The organism is Shewanella canadensis (genome assembly GCF_003966225.1).
GTDB classification, from domain to species: domain Bacteria; phylum Pseudomonadota; class Gammaproteobacteria; order Enterobacterales; family Shewanellaceae; genus Shewanella; species Shewanella canadensis.
Window position 1 is genome coordinate 69413 of sequence record NZ_RXNU01000006.1, and the last position, 18416, is coordinate 87828.

Sequence of the window (18416 nt, forward strand, 5' to 3'; positions counted from 1 at the left end):
CAAGAATATTGGCTGTTTTGTGCCTGTAAAATTAAATCGCTGCTAAAGTTAACCCTGTCAGGTCATCGGAGGTTAAAGATGAAATGTTTACATACAGAAGCGGAGGAGTCCTTATTCTTCGTTGCCATCAAGACACTTGTATCTTGTTCTTTACTGCTCTCCTCTTTCATGACTCTTGCCGATGAGAGTCGGTTACGGATCGCGGTGGGTGGTTTTTATTCAATATCTGATTCGGGAATGGAGGTGACCAACCCCTTAACCGATGAGAGCTTTGAGCTGGATTTCGAATCAGATCTCAAGTTGACTGAAAGTGAATTCTTGCCATTTTTTGCCGTGTCATACTGGTTTAATGGACATCACGGGGTCTACCTGGATTGGAAGCGATTACACCGTGATGCCACAAACCTGAATATCACCACCCCCTTCGAATATGAGCACCCTGAAACCGGGGATAAATATTTAGTGCAGTCAGGCAGCGTGATCACCACAACATTTAATGTCGATATTGCCCGCATTGGTTATGGCTATGATTTTTACCGCGATGATGAGTGGGACTTGATACTGACCGCTGGCCTGCACGTGATGTGGTTTGAACTGGGTTTTACCGGGGATATCGCGGCTTGTGTTGACAACAATTGTGGCTCAGTGGCTCTCGAACCCGACAATATAGTATTCACCGATGCCACAGCCCCTCTGCCGGATATCGGTGTCGTTGCAAATTATCAGTTTGCCGATGGTTGGCGACTTGGGACTCAAGCTCAATATTTTTATTTGAGTTTAGATAACATCAGCGGTCGATTGGTCGATTTGAGTGTGGGAGTCGAGTATACATTCAGGGATAGTTTTGCCACCGAACTCTCTTATAAATATTATAAAGTATCGGCGGATATTGAAGATGACAACTCCACACTGAAACTCCATTATAGTTTTCGTGGGCCCATGTTAACGCTCTCCTATACATTTTAATGTCGATGACTGGTTGTTTATGCCTGATTGTTTAAGTCATCTGCGGGGAGATCTCCATATTATTGGCTTTGTCAGAAAGTGAGCTGATAATTATCATAGCCGCCGAGATAATGGGAGGGCTATGAGTAGAGTTTCGAATGTTTTCCCATCATTATTTAAGGTACCTAAATGAAAAAATTGAAATTAGTGTCACTACTTCTCCCTGTTTTACTTGTTGCTTGCGCCACGGGAAATACTCCCGAGGCGAAAAAGAAAAATGCGCGTGAGGAAACTCAGGCTGCATTGAAAGAGATTTATAGCGAACATAAAGGTGCGGCTTCGGCTGTGGCTGAATCGGTTGCCTATGTCACCTGTACTGGCAGTAACAGCTATCTGTTTGCCATATCTACCGGAGGCGGAGTTTGTGTGCTCAATGAACAGGGGCGCAAGTCATATTATCGTTTCGCCACCGGTGGTGTCGGTGCAGGCATTGGCTGGAAGCAGGTCGCATTCGTGCAAGCTTTTATGGATAAAGCTGCCGTTCAGCGCTTTAAGGATGCAGGTTTCGAGGGGCAAGCGCAGGCAGAAGCTAGCGCCGAGTACGAGGGGAGTGGTGGTCAGGCATCTGCCAATCAATCCGCGGATCTCAGTGGAGTTAAAACCTATCAGGTTAATTTAATGGGAGCTGCCGCTCAGGCTACGGTTCAGGGCTATAAATACTGGGAAACAAACTTTGAAGATGACTTTGTTGAAAACTAACGTCGTCGATTTATCCCGGATAATCTAAAGGCGCTAATAGCGCCTTTTTTGTCCCCGCACTAACTGATTTGTGGTTTAACTTCATAAATCAGTTGCTTGTGAAGTGGAAAAGTCACCTTCTTCAATGAAGGTATCATTTTCTTATAGCTAAGCTGTATATAAAAAGGGGAATTTAGACTTTTATATCGTCGCCGCTCTTTTTCTGTTGGTTAGCAACCATACTTATAAATTAGAGAGTCGAAAGCATAAAAGTGGTCAGTAAAGATAAAGTGGTTAGCGTAGAGAAAGGTATCGAGCGAACGAGCTAAGGAAGCTAATCGAGTCACTAAACTGCCGGGTCACTTAATGGCTAGGGCTTATATTGGGGCGTTTAAAGTTAAGGGGTGACTCGTGGCTAATTCTACTAAGATCCTGATTGTACTCTGTCTACTCTTACTGGTTATTTTTTCTGGAAGTCTTGCCGCACAGGAGCAGCGTTATATCGTCAAGTTTAAACCCGGCGTAGATGAAAATAAACAGCATGCGAGCTTTTCACTAAGAACCAATCAGGTGGAGCTAGCCGCCCCTGGGGTTCACGTTTTATCATCCGTTCCTATGGGGACTGGATTAGCTACTACAACGTAGGTTGCGGGAGCTGGTTATAACACCATAGGGATGGATGGTTCCCTTTTGGGAACCGAAAGCGGTTTACTGGTCGATTGTGGATTAGGGGACTCCCAGTGTAACAATAATCCATGCAGAGGCAGGAACTGTCCTTAATAAAAAAACGCCGCATTTAGCGGCGTTTTACTATCTTAAATAGGGGGGGGGGAGCTAGTACCAGTCATCGATACTCTGAGTCGTGTTTGCATAGGTTTGCATCGCTGAGACCTGTTGCTGCTGTGCCTTAGTGTCTACGACGGCGGCGCGTGCCTCATCGTTATTTGAAAGGTAATAGGCAGTCGATGCCGACATCCCCTTGCTGTTGCCTGTCGCTATCCCGGCCATGTCAGAGTAGATCTGATACTGAGCCTTGGCTTTTCGATATTCGACATAGTTTTCAACTTTCTCTCCTTCATTGGGCAGACTTGGTTTTGCCGGGAGAGTTTCAGCCTCTTTAGCGCTTGGCTGAGCTTGAGCCTGAGATGAAAGCTCTGCTGCCTGTTTAGAAATTGTCACGCTGTCGCTACTTGAATGCTGAGTCGTACTGAGGGGGGAGTCGGTCTTAGGTTGAGTAGCGTTCTGTACCGGTTGCTTCGATGCAATAGCCTGTGTGGCCGGATTCGTGTTTTGAGAAGTTGAATTAATTTGCATCTCAGCCTCGTGTAAAATGATATCAATTGAACCACTTTACAATGGTAAAGCTGAATGCAGGCTGAATTCGATTGAAAAAGCGACACTTCGTGCCGTTTTTAAATAAACTCAGCCTGCTCTCTGTGCTGCATACATATTTTAAGCGAAGAGCAGCAGTAAGGTACCCAAGACTCCTGAGCCTGCCATGAAGTGTGGCAGGTGATGAGCCCGGTAGCTTAAAGTTAAGATCACCAATAAACCTGCCAGAGATATGATTCCGGTGAATAGTATACTGCCATAGGCAAAACCTTGGTAAAGGATACCGATATAGTAACTTACGGCGAGAACTCCCCAGCCAAACCAATAGAGTAACCTGCTCTGTGCCGGGCTTGGTGAACGATCAAAAGCCCCGCGAAAGTGAGAGAACATGGCTAAAGCCAGGCTACCGAATGCGAGGTAGCTAAAGTTAAGTAAGCTTAGCGTCATAGAGTTAGATATCATAATGTTACTCCCCCTCCTTAGCTGACAGCTCCGGATCTGAGGCCACCTTTGCTGAAGCGGTAGGAACCCGTTTACCCTTATTCGCCCGCGAAGCGCTTGCTGCGACACGATTAGATGACTTAGTGTGAGTTTGTGCTAATTTTCTCCTCGCAAACCATAACGCTATTCCAATCAGAAGAGAGAGAAGATCGAATCCTGCTAATGCCCATTGATGGCTGGCAATATTTTGAAACAGGTGTTGACTGGAGGTCGCCCAGTTAAGAAGAGGGATCGCCATGAAGGCAACTGCAGAAAGTCCCAGCACTCTGCGCCAGCTTGTCAGGCTGCGGTCAAAGTAAGCCAGTACTGCGGTTAAAAAGATAACGGCAAAGAAGCTGTGTACCTCCCATTGAGCCCGGTCAGCCATCTGTGTCGGCAGGAGCCGGTTAGCATAGAAAAATGCACCGGTTGCCAGAGGTAAGCCGGCGATAAAAGTCAGATTAAGTCCTTCGACGAGGCGCAGGCCAAAGCTTGGTTTGTTGCCCTGTTTGATAAGCTTTTGTTGTTTCTGGCGGATTTTCACGGCCCATAACAGTGTGCCTGTTGCTATCATGGCGCAGCCCATAAAACCGCAGATAAAGAAAAAGAGCCTTAATACCGGCTCGGCAAAACGAGCCGTGTGCAGGGACATTAACGTATCGTGTGTGGCATGAGCTGCCGAGGGGGTATCGGAGGCTTGGCTCAGCTGCTCGCCGGATACGCCGCTGAATATCAGAGGTATACGCAGGTCTGTCACTGACTGTTGGGTATTTTGATAGAAACTGATCCGACTATTTTCATCATCGATATTACTGATCACCACCTGTTTAATCGGCGTATTTCCCCAGCTCGCCTTTACGGCGGGGAGTAATGTACTCAGTTGAATTAAAGGTGCCGGGGTACCTGAAGCGGCAACTTGCTCTCGTCCCGGTTTCAGTTCCGCGCGAAATGCACGAGCGTCACCTTCATAGGCGGTGATCACCCCCCAAGGCATATACATCAGCATCAAAGTGATTAAGCCGGTATAAGTGATCATCAGATGATAGGGCAGCGCGAGTACCGAGCTGATATTGTGGGCATCGAGCCAGGAACGCCCCCCCTTGTTGCGTCTGAAGCTGAAAAAATCCTTGAAGATGCGCTTATGGATAACGATGCCACTGATCAAGGCGAGTAACATGAACATAGTGCAAAACCCGACTATCCAGCGAGCGATTTTTGCCGGCATGTAGTGGAGGTCAAAATGTAACCGGTAGAAGAAGTTACCACCCCGAGAACCCCGTATGTCGGTAACCATATCCTGACCATCTATATGGGCTATATGCTCAATAAACTGCCCCCTTCGTTCGCCGGGCTCTGGGTGTGTCTGCCAGCTATAGCTGAGATATGGTTTACGTTCGGTAGGAAAGTTAATGCGCCAATCTTTTGCATTTTCAGCATGTGCAGACAGGTAGGCTTGTCCTTCTTGAAGCTGGTGAACTAAGTTGTCTGTTTGATAGGCCTGAAGCACATCGCTGTGAATTTCCGGCTTGGTCCATAGGGAGATCTCATAGCGGTAGTAGCTAACCGTGCCTGCAAAGAAGACTAACAAAAGTACCCAACATACCAGCAATCCAACCCAAGTATGTAACCAGGTCATGGAGCGAAAAAAAGTCTCTTTCATTGCTTAATTTACCCACAAAATAAAGATATAAAGAATGGCACTGATTAGTAGTAGATCCCGCCAGGCTTGCCAGCTTGTCCTGACACTAAACGCCCAGATAGCCGCCGCAGCGTAAAAGCTAAATGAGAGCATCATTGCGGTTAGTGTGCTTTGGGCTGCGGACAAAGGCATGATGAGAGCCAATAAACCACAGGCGCTAGCCGCGACTAAGTAACCTGCAAAAATGGCTGCAAAACTGCGAGACATGATGTTGATAGGTTGCGAGCTGATAAATGCTCGCCAGTTTATATTGGGTAATACCACGGTGATTTGTTCCAGGTGAAAAGGCTGGTGCCTGTGTTGATTTGGTAAAAACTGTTGTGATTCTACCTTAAACTTACCTAGGTGATAACCATTTTCATTCGCATTTAATGTGTAAAGATTGCCGCTGTGAGCGCTGGATCCCAAAAAAGACTGTGAGCCAGGTAGTTTAAAAAGTTAAATGAGTCGATGTTTGTCGATAAACTAAACACTTCTGCTTCAAGGATCGTTTTTTTAGCATATGCTTAGTGAGTCCCCCCCCATTTATCGGTCATTCGAGTAATAAAAAAGCATCAAATTGATGCTTTTTATAACGATTATCTTAGTTTTGTCTTAATTTTGGACATTGAATATAGCCGTTACTTGCTTTTATGAAATATGAGGAGTACATATTAATACAAGAAGTTTGAAAGTACTTATTGAGGACACAGTGTGGGGAACTCGTGTTGGTTAGTTCAAGAGTATTTGTAATAGTTAGAATGGATACAGAGCTTGTATAAGCCTGGTTGAGTGGGAAATACCGATAAAAGTGTAGGGCAAAATTAGTAGCGTAAAAATATTTTACATGCCCCCTTGTGTTTTCGACTGTCAGCCCCAAGTTCTATTATTGAAGTAATTCTTAAAAGGAAAACCTATGAAAATAAATCTTTCTGGTCACCACGTCGATGTTACCGATTCAATCAAAGAGCATGTGAACGAAAAGTTTTCCAAAATCGCCACTCATTTCCCAACGTTAATCTCGTTAGATGTCATCATTTCTAAGGAACATGGCGAGTATCAGGTTGAGCTGCGTACTAATTATGAAGGTAGCCGAATTTCTGCATCAGGGAATAAGGATGTGATGTATCCGGCTATTGCGACTGCGGCTAAGAAGCTTGACGCAGCGCTTAAGCACAGAAAAGGTCAGCTAAAAGCCGATCTTCATGAGAAGCCGGTGAGTACGACGCCTGAGATTGCTCATGAGATAGTTCAAGAGATGAAACTTGTCTAAATAGACGAGATCAGTTTCTCGCCGTTGAGGCTGAGAGTTTGATATATCCTTGATATAAAATTTAATAAACCACCGATTGTTCGGTGGTTTTTTTATATGAAAGGGGCACTACCTGGATAGTTATACCGATTGGTATTATTCGCTCCTGTTAATCTTCTCTTCATAGTCTTTAGGCGGTGGTGTCCAGCCACGTTCGACTTTAGCTTGTTCATCGAAGTGTTCGCTCTTCATCGCTTTCGCTATGGCGGTCTCGAGTTCGATAAATAGCTCTCTGAAGTGAGCGCTGTACTTGCTGTCCTCAGTTTTCTTTTTCCAGGACTCAAACAGTGAATCTTTATAGCAAAGTTCCAACTCGCGCAGCGTGGCCTTCTTCTGCTCGGCTTTAAACGGGTGTACTCCGAGAGAGATCAAGGCCTCTTTGCCAAGTTCTAAGGCTGAATGGTAGGTTTCACTGATGATAAAGTCGGCACCGGCATGTTTAAGCTCGAAGTGATGTCCTCTATCGAATGCGCGGGCAAAAATCTTCACCTTAGGATAGGTGTGTTTTACATATTTGGTCAGTTCTACCGCACGTTCATTGTTGTCTATGGCGATGACCAGCATGGTGGCATCTTCGATTCCTGCGGTGTGGAGCAGGTCTGGTTGAGTCGCATCACCATAGAAGCTCTTAACATTGATCTTTTTCAGGTTTTCAACTTGAGATATCTGATGATCCAGCACCACAGTATCGATTTTGTTGGCCCGTAAGAAACGGTTCACCATCTGGCCGAAGCGGCCAATTCCCGCGATGATCACCGTGCCCTTTTCGGTGATCTCATCGGCCTCCCGGTCATTTTCGGAGTGTTCATATCTTGGCACAATCACCTTGTCGAAGAAGATAAACAGTCCTGGTGTGAGAAACATAGACAGGGCGACAACCAATGAGAGCATTTGGGCCAGATCGGTTGGGATCACGTGGTTTTGCACTGTGTAACTGAGCAGGACGAAACCAAACTCACCGGCTTGAGCCAGGCTCAGGGCAAACAACCAGCGATCGCTGTTTTTAATTCTGAATATGAGAGCTAATACAAATAATACCAGGGCTTTTACCAGCATTACCCCGGCGGTGATCCCAAGCACGGGGCCGATATTACTGGCCAGAACACCAAAGTCGATGCCTGCGCCAACAGTAATAAAAAAGAGTCCCAGCAATAAGCCCTTAAAAGGTTCGATATTTGACTCTAGTTCATGACGAAATTCACTGTTAGCCAGTACCACACCGGCTAGAAATGTTCCCAGAGCAGGGGAGAGGCCGACCAGACTCATCAATGCCGCGATGCCGATAACCAGCATGAGTGCGGTGGCGGTGAAAATTTCTCTAAGGCCAGAATTAGCGACATAACGGAACAGGGGGCGACTGAGGTAATGCCCACCAACCACAACGGCTGCGATGGCCAACATGACCACGATTCCGTAAGCCCAACCAGGCAAACCGGCCACCAAAGAGAGCTCTTCATGCTGCTGAGCTGCTTGACCAACCGCAGCTTGTGCCTGTTCGACCAACTCGGGTAATGCCAACAGTGGAATGAGTGCCAGCATGGGGATCACGGCTATATCCTGAAACAGGAGAACCGAGAAGGCATTCTTCCCCCCTTCGGTTTTTGACAGGGCTTTCTCGTTAAAGGTCTGCAGCACGATGGCGGTAGAAGACAGTGCGAATATAAGACCGACTGTCAGCGCGATACTCCAGCTTAAGCCAAAATAGAACCCTGCTGCAGTGATGATTGCGGTCGTTAAACCTATCTGCAGGCCGCCTAAGGCGATAAGTTTATTACGCATATCCCATAGCATTCGTGGCTCGAGTTCCAGGCCGACGAGAAATAACATCATGACGACGCCAAATTCGGCAAAGTGTTGCAGGGTGTTAGTTTCACTGCCGACCAGACCGATGATCGGACCGATAACGACTCCCGCTATCAGGTAACCCAATACTGAGCCTAAGCCAAAACGTTTGGCCAGAGGCACCGCGATGACTGCCGCGCACAGGTAGATAAAAGCTTGAATGAAATAAGCTGTCATTAGGAACCCTTTGTTTAAATCTTGAAATTAAGCGATAAATAAGTCAGATAAATTGCTGTTTAATACGGGCAAAGATCTTGCCGTTTCAATATCTAAAGTATCTTCAGCCAGCGCGGTTAAAAGGTGACGTAAATTTGTGATATGAGCATTAACGCGATTCTCTTCTACCGCATTTCTGGCGCTAAACAGTACGAAAGGGGAGAGGTAATTCATCCCGGTTAATGATGCTGTTTGTTCCAGTGGTTGGAGCAGCTCCCGGACAGTGAAATGGTTATAACCCTCACTCTGATAGGCAGCCTCTGAGCCGCCAGCCGTGATGGCACACAAAAAGGTTTTGCCGATTAGCGCATTACCGTTAGGGCCATAGGCGAAACCATATTCGAGAACCAGATCTTGCCACTGTTTTAAGATTGCGGGAGTGGAATACCAATAGAGAGGAAACATAAAGATAATCACATCATGTTCGCGCAGTCTCTGTTGCTCTTTGTCAATATTGATATGAAATGTGGGGTATTCCCGATAGAGATCGATGGCCGTCACATCGCTGTGTTGCTGACAGGCGGTAAAAAGTGGCTTGTTGACCTCTGAGCGCTCTTGAGCTGGATGCGCAAACAGCACTAAGATTTTCTTCTTGTCCTCGGGCATAACAGATCCTTGTGAGAGTCAGTCACTTAGCTTTCGTTTAATAAGCTGGTTTTGCTAAGTTATCATAGCTTCCATCGAGGGATAACCGATTATTCAATATATTAGGTCATAAACATTTGTTCAGGCTCGTTCGGTTGCCGGGCTGTAGCCCGTTATTAATTGGCATTGAATCGATAATATCTACTCTATTGAATTGCTCTTTTTTCACTCTTGCGCAGAGTGGGTCATGATTTCGTGGGGTTAATAACGCTGCCAGCTCGGTAAGCCTGCGATGCACAATATTACTCACCTAATTATTCTCCGAGCTGAAGTATCTCACTTCGATAGATATCTACCGAACTGTCGGCATCGATTCCGATTCGGTTGTCGGCGTAGATATTGATTTCTATGTCTTTTAAGGGCTCACCATTTTCATCATAGACATTGGTTATGGTAACTGAAGTATTCGTCTTTCTCGTTAGAATAAGCATATGACCTCCCTGTGCATGCTTCACTGTCTTCTAGGTGTAGCAGTGAAGTCGTCATTATTCAATGTGAGACCTGAAATCAGGTAGCGTCTCTTAACCCGGGATGTCCGGGGGCAGGGAACTGAGTAACTAATCACCCAGTTAGTCTTTATAACGAGTAGTTAAGAGATAAAATTTTTGATATGTGTCATGAAGCAAACATAGGCGGGATGGGCTGGCTGTTGTGAATTGGCTCAATATGTTATAGTGCCGCCCATTATTGAGACCCGTTTAGATTGAAGAGAAAGAGATGACTAAAGAACTATTAAGCCGCTGCGGTGGCAAGTGTGAATTATGTGGTAGCGAATCAAACCTAGCTGCCTTTGAGCTGCCTGAGTCGAAGGGTTACGGTGATGCGCGTATCATGATTTGTGACACTTGTACTGGTCAGATCAAAACCCCTGCAACTATCGATATGAACCATTGGCGTTGTCTTAATGACAGCATGTGGAGTCAGGTGCCGGCCGTTCAAGTTATGGCTTACCGTATGCTAAAGCAGATAAGTACAGAAGCATGGGCACGTGATCTGCTTGATATGCTTTACCTCGATGAAGATATGCAAGCATGGGCAGAAGCGGGAATCGAAGAGGTCGATGAAGATTTTGTACCTCACAAAGACAGTAATGGCGCAATCTTAGAGGCGGGTGATAACGTCGTTATCATTAAAGATCTTAATGTTAAAGGCACCACGTTTACCGCTAAGCGCGGCACAACCGTTCGTGGTATCTCTTTGACGAATAATCCAGAGCATATCGAAGGTCGTGTGAACGGTACTCGTATCGTTATCTTGACCTGCTTCGTTAAGAAGGTTATGCCAAGCGAAGAGTAAGTCGGGCAAATACTCGATTGACTTTAAAGCCGCCGTTATCTCATCAATTTCGGTGGCTTTATCATTTCTGGTTAACTCGCATTAGTGAGCGTGTATTTTAGGAGATAAGTATGAAGATTTGGGTCGATGCAGATGCTTGCCCTGGTGTAATTAAAGAGATTTTATTTAGGGTTGCCGATAGGGCGCAAGTCGAGGTCACCTTAGTGGCAAACCACTCCATGCGTATCCCGCCATCTCGTTTTATCAAGATGGTGACGGTGCCTTCGGGTTTCGATGTGGCCGATGATGAGATTGTGAAGCGTCTCGACGTCGGGGATCTGGTGATCACTGCCGATATACCACTCGCATCGGAAGTGATAGATAAAGGCGGCATTGCCTTAAATCCCCGTGGTGAGCTCTATACCGTGCAGAATATAAAATCGATTCTGAATATGCGGGACTTTATGGATACCATGCGAGCCAGCGGGGTTCAAACCGGAGGGCCTGCAGCGATAGGCTCGAGCGATAAACAAGCCTTTGGTAATCAGTTAGATCGCTTTGTCACCAAATATCATAAGCTGTAAGCTACGAGTTTCGGGCGACGGTGACCCATGTAGGAGCGGCTTTAGCCGCGAATGTTTCAGGACCATGGTTCACGAGTTTCGAGCGATGGTGATCCATGTAGGAGCGGCTTTAGCCGCGAATGTTTCTGAGCCATGGTTCACGAGTTTCGATATTTAATCTTTTTAACTTTCTTTGATTTGTCGTTATTGATACTTCCTACTTCCTACTTCCTACTTCCTACTTCCTATCGTGACATTGCGCTAGTTTAGCTTTGGCTGAACTATTGTTGGTTCACATTTTTCACCTGGTAATTACATTTTTTACTTGAAGTTTATCTCTATTGGGCATATTTTAGCTTCAAGCTTAAACTTAAGTTTGGTATCCAAACAAATGTTTGTTTGGCGTGTAACCTGGATAATAAAGATGACAGAACGCGAACTAGAGATACTGGCACTACTTAAACAAGACCCACTCATCGCGCAACAGAGCTTAGCCGATCAGTTAGGCATAAGCCGTTCCGCCGTTGCCGGGCATATCATGAACCTCACCAATAAAGGCGTCATTCGGGGAAAAGGTTATATCTTAGCTGAATCCCGATATGCGGTTGTGATCGGCGGGGCCAATATGGATATTCTTGGTCGTCCGTTAAATTCATTGCAGGTCGGTGATTCAAACCCCGGCAGTGTGAGCTGCTCTCCCGGAGGCGTCGGGCGTAATATCGCCGAGAACTTAGCAAGGTTAGGTTCCGAGACGCGGCTAATCAGCGCCATAGGTAAAGATACTTATGGGCAGATGATCGTGAGTCAATGTCAGCAAGCCGGTATCGATATGAAAGGCTGCTTACAGCTCAATGATGCTAATACCTCCACCTACCTTTCTGTACTCGATGGCGATAGCGATATGCATGTTGCTATCAATGACATGGCCATTTTAGAGCGTTTGAGTGTCGAGGTTCTCAAAGAGAAGGAGGAGCTATTAAGGCGCGCAGATCTTATTATTCTGGATGCAAATTTATCAGCAGAGTCATTGGAATATCTGCTCAATAACTTCTCCGACAGACCCATCTTTGTAGATACCGTTTCTTGTGTTAAAGCGAAGAAAATTAAGCCATTTTTAAGTTCTGTACACACGTTAAAGCCCAATCTTAAAGAGGCCGAACAGCTCTCAGGGATCATCATAGAAGATTATAGCGAGCTACCGGGTTTAGCTAACTGGTTCCATAACCAAGGGGTTAAGCGCATCTTCCTCAGTCTGGGTAGTGATGGTGTCTTTTACAGTGATGAAGGTGCTCAAGCCCTTATTCCTGCCATCCCAATAGCAATGGTTAATGCGAACGGAGCCGGAGATGCGTTTCTTGCCGGTCTTGCTCATGGCTGGATCCAGGAATGGAGCATAGAGCAATCCACCAAATTTGCTATGGCCGCAGCAGTCGTGGCGTTGTCACACATTGCGACCATTAATCCAAATATGTCAGAAATTTCCGTAAACCGAATTATCAAGGAGTCAACATGTTAGAGCAGTACCTAGATATTAATCCAGAAGTCGCAGCGGCAATTGCAGCCGGAAAGCCAGTTGTTGCACTGGAGTCTACGATTATTTCACACGGAATGCCTTACCCACAAAACGTGGAAACGGCCCTGAAAGTTGAGCAGATAATTCGTGATAATGGCGCGATCCCTGCGACGATAGCCATTTTGAAGGGACGATTGAAAGTGGGTATGACTCATGAGGAGATCGAATATTTAGGTAAGGCAGGTTTAGATGTCATCAAGACCAGTCGCCGCGATATCCCCTTTATTGTCGCTAAGCAGGTCGATGGTGCGACTACCGTTGCTTCTACCATGATTTTGGCATCGATGGCGGGTATCAAAGTATTTGCCACTGGCGGTATCGGTGGTGTTCATCGTGGTGCACAACAGACATTTGATATCTCAGCCGATCTTCAAGAGTTAGCCAATACCGATGTGGCGGTAATTTGTGCCGGCGCTAAATCTATTTTGGATATCGGCCTGACTCTGGAGTATCTGGAGACTCAGGGCGTTCCGGTTATCGGCCATCAAACTGATACACTGCCTGCTTTCTACACCCGTGAAAGTGAGTTTGGTGTCGACTATAGACTGGACAGTGCCGAGCAGATCGCTACGGCGATGAAAGCCAAGTGGGAGATGGGATTAAAAGGTGGCGTCGTCGTTGCTAACCCAATTCCGGAAGAGTATCAGCTCGATCGCGCCATGATAGATCAGGTGATCCTCGATGCCGTTGCCGAGATGGACAGTAAAGGGATATCGGGTAAAGAGTCTACCCCATTCTTGCTGGCTAAGGTTGCTGAGAAAACAGAAGGCACCAGTCTGAAAGCCAACATCGAGCTTGTGTTTAATAACGCCAAGTTGGCGGCTGGAATTGCTGTCGAATATGCGAAGTAAGTAGCAAAATGTCTGTTTAATTCAGACATTATTTGCAAAAGAGAAGGCGCCTGAGGGTGCCTTTTTTGTGTCCAGTCTTTGTTTCATGGAGTTAACAGACCTGAATTTTTTTGGGGGGGGAAGTGAAAAGAGGAGAGGGATATTTCAGCTTACCGGTAATGAGCGGAGCGTCAATTCTGTCCTTAAAGAGAATGTATTTGGTTGAATATTCATTTCTTGTCTAGGATTAGTGTACAGGTATTAACCTGCCTGGCGGAGATAACACTGATGAAGCTACATTGGCAGATCTTGATTGCCATCTTACTGGCTATCTTAGTCGGTATTGTGACAGTCCCCGAAAGTGCGATATATGAAATTTATGATTTCATCGGCACTATGTTTCTCAATGCCCTCAAGATGGTAATTGTGCCTCTGATCATGTCATCTATTATCTCGAGTATGGCCGGCCTTAACCATGGCGATAGTTTAGGGCGACTCGGGCTAAAGACAATGGCTTATTACACCATGACCAGCCTGTTAGCCATCTTGATCGGTTTGACTCTGGTTAATATTACTCTACCGGGGATCATCGATGGGCAACCCGCTGGAGAGTTACTCAACCTCAATACCAACAGCTCAGAGGTTGCGTCGACACTAAGTCAGGTTGAGGGGCGAGGTAGCAAAGATCTGGTTGAGATCTTTGTCAGAATGATCCCGACCAATATTGTGGAGGCGGCAAGCGAAGGGCAGATGTTGGGGCTTATCTTTTTCAGTTTACTGTTTGGCTTCTTTATGGGGCGCGTCGAGGGGCGCAGGGGAGAGGTACTGCGGGACTTTTGGAAAGGCGTCGCTAAAACTATGGTACTTATTACTCAGTTTGTCCTTAAGTTTGCTCCTTTGGGAATATTTGCATTGATTGCAAGGACGGTGAGTGCAACAGGCTTTAATGCGTTCGAGCCTATGTTGGTATTTATGTTTACTGTTATCTTCTCTCTGGCACTTCACGCGTTCATCGTTTTACCTCTGCTGCTAAAATTTGTTGGCAGAGTGAGCCCCATAAAGCAGATTGTTGCTATGTCTCCGGCGATGTTAATGGCGTTTTCAACGGCTTCCTCCTCTGCGACTCTGCCATTGACCATGCAGTGCATACAAAAGCGAGCCGGAGTGTCGAGAAAAACCGCAAGCTTTGTTTTACCTTTGGGGGCTACGGTCAATATGGACGGCACGGCGCTTTATGAGTGTGTGGCCGCGATGTTTATTGCCCAAGCCTATGGATTGGAGCTCGGGTTTATCACACAATTTACCATTGTGTTAGTGGCACTGCTCACTTCAATTGGGGTCGCGGGCATTCCGGCTGCGAGTTTGGTGGCTATTACCGTGATTTTGGGGGCTATAGGTTTGCCGCTTGAAGCGATAGGTTTATTACTGGTGACAGATAGAATACTGGATATGCTACGAACATCGGTCAATGTATTCAGTGATGCGTGTGGAACCGTGATAATCGCAAAATCAGAGGGGGAGAGCTGGGTGCTCAATCAAGACAGTGAAGTGGTCGAGGCTGTGGGGGATTGAGCGCGACTTATTATCTGGGTTAGAGACGATAAGTCGCGAGAACAGTGCTTTTACTGAGCGCACCTGACGCAATTTTTGCCAGCTTGCTTAGCCAAGTAGACAGCCTCATCCGCCCGCTTTATCAGTTCACTGTAATGTTGCATCTGATCTGTCCTGGAAGAGACTCCGACACTAATACTGCCCTGCCAGCTGCCACTTCCGAATGAGACCGTCATGGCGGCCACTTTAGCGTGAACCTGAGTGGCAATGTGCCTGATACCACTAAGATCGGTTGCCGGGCAGATGATAATAAATTCATCTCCCCCTAAACGGCACACTATGTCATCGGTACGTACGGCATGTTGCAACTCTCTGGATAACTCGCATAACACCTTATCGCCGGCATCATGCCCATAGGTATCATTAACTATTTTAAAGTGGTCTGCATCTAACATCATACACGCCAGTGGTTGTACGCCTGGCTCACACTCCTGCCAAAGTTGAGTGAGCTTCTCCATGGCAAATCGCCGGTTGGGTAAACCGGTTAGTACATCGGTAACCGAGAGCTTTTCCAGGTGGGCATTGGCGTCTATTAACTCTTGCGTGCGCTGCTGAACCTTCTCTTCGAGTGAGTGATTAAACTCTATTAGCTGTTTGTTACGTTGGGATACCTGTTTAAACAGGCCATTGAGCGCCTTGAGTAATGGGGCTGTGGCACTATCGGTTTGAGACTCCTCCCTTTCGAAGGCTTGTGCAGAAGATAAACCAGAGTCTATGGCGACAATCTGTCTGGCCATATTCTGGTCGGCGCCTAAGATATGGTAGGCAAGCCATTGAGTCAGAAAATCCAGAAGGTATTTAAGGGTGTCAGGGCTGTCGACAGAGGTTGAAGCTTGAATCGCCTCCATCTCGCTCAAGAAGTAGTTGTGGGCTTCTTTTTGCAGCTTTACGTGTCGCTCATCGACCCCTTTCTCTTGCATCAGGGCTTCTTCATCTTGAAAATGATGCCGGGTATAGCGCCACAATTCACTGAGAACCTGGTTGATATCGCTTGATTTCAAATTATTACTGGCGAGCAGGTGCCCAAACCGATTGATCAGGTTTACAAGCTGGTGGTGTTGCCTGTCAACATCATCTAAACCGGTAACAAAGTGTCCATCCCACTGAAACGAATCCATACGATTTTACAAACTCACTAAAATTTTGCCGACGATGATTGTAGGTTTAGTCATATAGATTGTCTTTGTTCTGGCGCACAGTTTTACCAGCTAATATTACTCATTGTTTTTAAGTGATTATTTGGTCAGGGGGGGATAATCACTGACTTTAAAAGGGGTAACTCAGATGTACGTTACACCGTTCATACCGGAGTTAACTCACCGCAGTTTCTGCTGTTTGTAAGATGAATGCTTGCTATAGAGGCATGAGCTTTAAAAAGCCTGATAACTCACTGAAAATTTAGCTTTATACCCGCTGAAGATGTTATAGTTTTGTAAATTGACAATTCGATTTTAAAGGAACTGTAAAATGGAACCTCACATCCTTGAGATTAAAGACTTTGTCTCCTTTACCTTAGCCATTATTGCGCTATTTATCGGTAAAGCGATCATCTCTCGTTACGAGCTATTGCGTAAGTACAGCATTCCCGAGCCAGTGGTTGGGGGCTTTGCCTGCGCCGCTATTGTCGGGATCCTCTATTATGCCTTTGGTTTACAAATTGAGTTTAATTTGGATGTCAGAGATATTTTGCTGCTCTATTTCTTTGCCGGAATAGGCTTGAAGGCCGACTTCGCGACTCTGCTCAAAGGGGGAAAGCCCCTGTTGATCCTGATACTTCTTTCCAGTGTATTTATCTTCTTACAGAACTTCACGGGAGTGAGTGTTGCTACTCTATTTGGGTTAGATCCCAAAGCGGGGCTGATGTCTGGTTCTATCTCGCTTATCGGTGGCGTAGGTACTGCTATGGCGTGGACCCCCACCTTTGTGGAGGAGTTAGGTATCGCTAATGCTAATGAGTTGGGTATCGCATCGAACACATTAGGTTTAATCTCTGCCTGTGTTATCGGTGGTCCCATCGCGGCTTACCTGATGAAGCGCCATCATATTAAACCCAACCTGGATGAAGAGCTCGATATCGGCGCCAGCCATAAGAGTAGTTCAAACCATATTCAGGTCGATTATTTTGGTGTACTCAGAGCCTGGTTATGGTTAAACGTGACACTGATTATTGGTTATTTTATCGATCTGGCGATGCAGGAAGCCGGGCTTAAATTGCCTATGTTTGTCGCCTGCCTGCTCGCGGGTATTATTATCGGCAATGTCGGTCGTGGGCTACTGAATCGTAAGAAAGACAGAGACCTTACCTATGTGGAGGAGGCGTCCAGAGGGTTATCCTTAATTCAGGATATCTGTTTAGGTATGTTCTTAACGATGGCGCTGATGAGTCTGAAGATATGGGAGCTCGAGGGTAGTCTATTTTATATCTCGGTGGTGATGTCGATACAGGTATTGCTGTCGGTGTTGTTTACCGTATTTATCGTGTTTCGCGCCATGGGTAAAGATTATGAGGCGGCGGTTATCTGCTCCGGCTTTGGCGGGGTAACCTTAGGCTCTACGGCTACAGCTATCGTAAATATGACGGCGGTATCTCAACAATATGGTGCGGCGCACAGGGCCTTTATTATCGTGCCTTTGGTATGCGGTTTCTTCATCGATATCATCAATGCGATGATCATTAATCTGTTTGTGAACTTTTAGTTTATAAGAGTTAGTTTATAAGGATTAATGTGTAAGGGGGAGTTTACAGCTTTAGTTAACAAGACTAGCTTCACTCCTGATAAATGGTGATATCGATAGAGCCTCTATCGATATCATTTCTAGCTCTGGCAAGGTTGCCGATTACCCTTGGATGAGTTCGTCCACAATCAGTTTCAGGAGGAAGGTTTCTCTCTCGATCGACATCCCTTTCTTCGGGCTGTTAGCCATGGTGTGTTCGTTATGGGCTATTGCCTCATGAATATTAATCCATACCGGCTCCATACCATTTTGTATCTCGTGCTCTTCCAGTCGGGTTTCGCCCAACTCTGGGTGGATATTACACACATAGCAGTAGGACTCCATATGCATGATATCGTGATCGTCTTTATACCAAGGCCGGTACTCTTCGTATAAACCAAACTCACTCATAACCTCAATATGTTGAGCGCCGGTTTCCTCCTCTAACTCTCGGAGTAATCCGGCTTCAATCCCTTCGCCGCCATCGATACCACCACCGGGAATACTGTAATCATGATAACGCTCGGTATAGAGCATTAAGATATTCTCACCGTCTAAAATGATGCCTCGGGCGGCCTTACGGTGGAACTGCTTGCCTTCGAGTGTTTGAATATCAGGATGAATAGTGGATTTTAATAGGCGCATGAAAGTGTCTGGTGCC

The 18416-nt window shown here is 46.1% G+C and carries 19 protein-coding genes; 10 read left to right on the forward strand and 9 right to left on the reverse strand.

Features of this window, described 5'->3' with window-relative positions; all coding sequences use genetic code 11:
- The first annotated feature begins 78 nt into the window (after window positions 1-78).
- The 3 genes from EKG38_RS12745 to EKG38_RS12755 all read left to right on the forward strand — a co-directional run bounded on the left by EKG38_RS12745 (window position 79) and on the right by EKG38_RS12755 (window position 2328).
- The gene (locus tag EKG38_RS12745; RefSeq protein ID WP_126520629.1) at window positions 79-966 is read left to right on the forward strand and encodes an outer membrane beta-barrel protein; all 888 of its coding nucleotides are present in this window, start codon (window positions 79-81) and stop codon (window positions 964-966) included.
- A gap of 168 nt (window positions 967-1134) precedes the next feature.
- Complete coding sequence (locus EKG38_RS12750) at window positions 1135-1704, forward strand: lipid-binding SYLF domain-containing protein (protein ID WP_126520630.1); 570 nt, start codon at window positions 1135-1137, stop codon at window positions 1702-1704.
- Between the two features lie 390 nt (window positions 1705-2094).
- Window positions 2095-2328, forward strand: coding sequence for a hypothetical protein (locus tag EKG38_RS12755; RefSeq protein WP_126520631.1), 234 nt, complete (start codon window positions 2095-2097; stop codon window positions 2326-2328).
- A gap of 189 nt (window positions 2329-2517) precedes the next feature.
- Here EKG38_RS12755 and EKG38_RS12760 read toward each other — a convergent pair whose 3' ends face one another.
- The 4 genes from EKG38_RS12760 to EKG38_RS12775 form a co-directional block, all read right to left on the reverse strand.
- Window positions 2518-2997 (reverse strand): hypothetical protein, encoded by a 480-nt coding sequence (locus EKG38_RS12760; RefSeq protein ID WP_126520632.1) that lies wholly within the window; start codon window positions 2995-2997, stop codon window positions 2518-2520.
- Window positions 2998-3135: 138 nt separating this feature from the next.
- Window positions 3136-3477 carry a DUF3325 domain-containing protein gene (locus EKG38_RS12765; RefSeq protein WP_126520633.1) on the reverse strand — a complete coding sequence of 114 codons (342 nt, stop codon included), beginning with the start codon at window positions 3475-3477 and terminating at the stop codon, window positions 3136-3138.
- A 4-nt stretch (window positions 3478-3481) separates the two neighbouring features.
- Window positions 3482-5155, reverse strand: a complete 1674-nt coding sequence (locus tag EKG38_RS12770; RefSeq protein ID WP_126520634.1) for a PepSY-associated TM helix domain-containing protein — start codon at window positions 5153-5155, stop codon at window positions 3482-3484.
- A 3-nt stretch (window positions 5156-5158) separates the two neighbouring features.
- Window positions 5159-5458 carry a DUF3649 domain-containing protein gene (locus EKG38_RS12775; protein ID WP_126520635.1) on the reverse strand — a complete coding sequence of 100 codons (300 nt, stop codon included), beginning with the start codon at window positions 5456-5458 and terminating at the stop codon, window positions 5159-5161.
- 631 nt (window positions 5459-6089) lie between these two features.
- On the opposite strand from EKG38_RS12775, the gene hpf reads away from it, so the two are divergent.
- Window positions 6090-6446 (forward strand): ribosome hibernation-promoting factor, HPF/YfiA family, encoded by a 357-nt coding sequence (gene hpf / locus EKG38_RS12780; RefSeq protein ID WP_126520636.1) that lies wholly within the window; start codon window positions 6090-6092, stop codon window positions 6444-6446.
- 135 nt (window positions 6447-6581) lie between these two features.
- On the opposite strand, the gene EKG38_RS12785 is transcribed toward hpf, so the two are convergent.
- From EKG38_RS12785 to EKG38_RS12795, 3 genes are all read right to left on the reverse strand, one after another.
- Window positions 6582-8504: a monovalent cation:proton antiporter-2 (CPA2) family protein gene (locus EKG38_RS12785; RefSeq protein ID WP_126520637.1), complete on the reverse strand. Its 1923-nt coding sequence runs from the start codon at window positions 8502-8504 to the stop codon at window positions 6582-6584.
- 27 nt (window positions 8505-8531) lie between these two features.
- Window positions 8532-9149, reverse strand: a complete 618-nt coding sequence (locus tag EKG38_RS12790; RefSeq protein ID WP_126520638.1) for an NAD(P)H-dependent oxidoreductase — start codon at window positions 9147-9149, stop codon at window positions 8532-8534.
- 293 nt (window positions 9150-9442) lie between these two features.
- Window positions 9443-9619: a carbon storage regulator gene (locus EKG38_RS12795; protein ID WP_126520639.1), complete on the reverse strand. Its 177-nt coding sequence runs from the start codon at window positions 9617-9619 to the stop codon at window positions 9443-9445.
- Window positions 9620-9905: 286 nt separating this feature from the next.
- Between EKG38_RS12795 and EKG38_RS12800 the strand changes: the two genes are divergently transcribed.
- The 5 genes from EKG38_RS12800 (at window position 9906) to EKG38_RS12820 (ending at window position 15001) form a co-directional block, all read left to right on the forward strand.
- Window positions 9906-10484 carry a PhnA domain-containing protein gene (locus tag EKG38_RS12800; protein ID WP_126520640.1) on the forward strand — a complete coding sequence of 193 codons (579 nt, stop codon included), beginning with the start codon at window positions 9906-9908 and terminating at the stop codon, window positions 10482-10484.
- Window positions 10485-10594: 110 nt separating this feature from the next.
- On the forward strand, window positions 10595-11047 hold the full coding sequence (locus EKG38_RS12805) for a YaiI/YqxD family protein (RefSeq protein ID WP_126520641.1): 453 nt from the start codon (window positions 10595-10597) through the stop codon (window positions 11045-11047).
- 403 nt (window positions 11048-11450) lie between these two features.
- The gene (locus tag EKG38_RS12810; protein ID WP_126520642.1) at window positions 11451-12542 is read left to right on the forward strand and encodes a PfkB family carbohydrate kinase; all 1092 of its coding nucleotides are present in this window, start codon (window positions 11451-11453) and stop codon (window positions 12540-12542) included.
- Window positions 12536-13450 (forward strand): pseudouridine-5'-phosphate glycosidase, encoded by a 915-nt coding sequence (locus tag EKG38_RS12815; RefSeq protein WP_126520643.1) that lies wholly within the window; start codon window positions 12536-12538, stop codon window positions 13448-13450. The genes EKG38_RS12810 and EKG38_RS12815 overlap by 7 nt, the downstream gene beginning before the upstream one ends.
- 267 nt (window positions 13451-13717) lie before the next feature.
- Window positions 13718-15001, forward strand: a complete 1284-nt coding sequence (locus EKG38_RS12820; protein ID WP_185826850.1) for a dicarboxylate/amino acid:cation symporter — start codon at window positions 13718-13720, stop codon at window positions 14999-15001.
- A gap of 50 nt (window positions 15002-15051) precedes the next feature.
- Here the strand turns inward: EKG38_RS12820 and EKG38_RS12825 are convergent, their stop codons facing one another.
- Window positions 15052-16158, reverse strand: a complete 1107-nt coding sequence (locus EKG38_RS12825; RefSeq protein WP_126520644.1) for a sensor domain-containing diguanylate cyclase — start codon at window positions 16156-16158, stop codon at window positions 15052-15054.
- A gap of 349 nt (window positions 16159-16507) precedes the next feature.
- Here EKG38_RS12825 and gltS point away from each other — a divergent pair, with 349 nt between their 5' ends.
- Window positions 16508-17737, forward strand: coding sequence for a sodium/glutamate symporter (gene gltS / locus EKG38_RS12830; RefSeq protein ID WP_126520645.1), 1230 nt, complete (start codon window positions 16508-16510; stop codon window positions 17735-17737).
- Between the two features lie 141 nt (window positions 17738-17878).
- Here gltS and EKG38_RS12835 read toward each other — a convergent pair whose 3' ends face one another.
- Complete coding sequence (locus EKG38_RS12835; protein WP_126520646.1) at window positions 17879-18400, reverse strand: NUDIX domain-containing protein; 522 nt, start codon at window positions 18398-18400, stop codon at window positions 17879-17881.
- Window positions 18401-18416 lie beyond the last annotated feature (16 nt).

Coding starts and splice junctions, on each gene's coding strand:
- EKG38_RS12790 (WP_126520638.1), bottom strand. CDS start 9,149: ATGCCCGAGGACAAGAAGAAAATCTTAGTGCTGTTTGCGCATCCAGCT.
- EKG38_RS12765 (WP_126520633.1), bottom strand. CDS start 3,477: ATGATATCTAACTCTATGACGCTAAGCTTACTTAACTTTAGCTACCTC.
- EKG38_RS12770 (WP_126520634.1), bottom strand. CDS start 5,155: ATGAAAGAGACTTTTTTTCGCTCCATGACCTGGTTACATACTTGGGTT.
- EKG38_RS12745 (WP_126520629.1), top strand. CDS start 79: ATGAAATGTTTACATACAGAAGCGGAGGAGTCCTTATTCTTCGTTGCC.
- EKG38_RS12820 (WP_185826850.1), top strand. CDS start 13,718: ATGAAGCTACATTGGCAGATCTTGATTGCCATCTTACTGGCTATCTTA.
- EKG38_RS12800 (WP_126520640.1), top strand. CDS start 9,906: ATGACTAAAGAACTATTAAGCCGCTGCGGTGGCAAGTGTGAATTATGT.
- EKG38_RS12750 (WP_126520630.1), top strand. CDS start 1,135: ATGAAAAAATTGAAATTAGTGTCACTACTTCTCCCTGTTTTACTTGTT.
- EKG38_RS12815 (WP_126520643.1), top strand. CDS start 12,536: ATGTTAGAGCAGTACCTAGATATTAATCCAGAAGTCGCAGCGGCAATT.
- gltS (WP_126520645.1), top strand. CDS start 16,508: ATGGAACCTCACATCCTTGAGATTAAAGACTTTGTCTCCTTTACCTTA.
- EKG38_RS12795 (WP_126520639.1), bottom strand. CDS start 9,619: ATGCTTATTCTAACGAGAAAGACGAATACTTCAGTTACCATAACCAAT.
- EKG38_RS12825 (WP_126520644.1), bottom strand. CDS start 16,158: ATGGATTCGTTTCAGTGGGATGGACACTTTGTTACCGGTTTAGATGAT.
- EKG38_RS12760 (WP_126520632.1), bottom strand. CDS start 2,997: ATGCAAATTAATTCAACTTCTCAAAACACGAATCCGGCCACACAGGCT.
- EKG38_RS12785 (WP_126520637.1), bottom strand. CDS start 8,504: ATGACAGCTTATTTCATTCAAGCTTTTATCTACCTGTGCGCGGCAGTC.
- hpf (WP_126520636.1), top strand. CDS start 6,090: ATGAAAATAAATCTTTCTGGTCACCACGTCGATGTTACCGATTCAATC.
- EKG38_RS12810 (WP_126520642.1), top strand. CDS start 11,451: ATGACAGAACGCGAACTAGAGATACTGGCACTACTTAAACAAGACCCA.
- EKG38_RS12805 (WP_126520641.1), top strand. CDS start 10,595: ATGAAGATTTGGGTCGATGCAGATGCTTGCCCTGGTGTAATTAAAGAG.
- EKG38_RS12835 (WP_126520646.1), bottom strand. CDS start 18,400: ATGCGCCTATTAAAATCCACTATTCATCCTGATATTCAAACACTCGAA.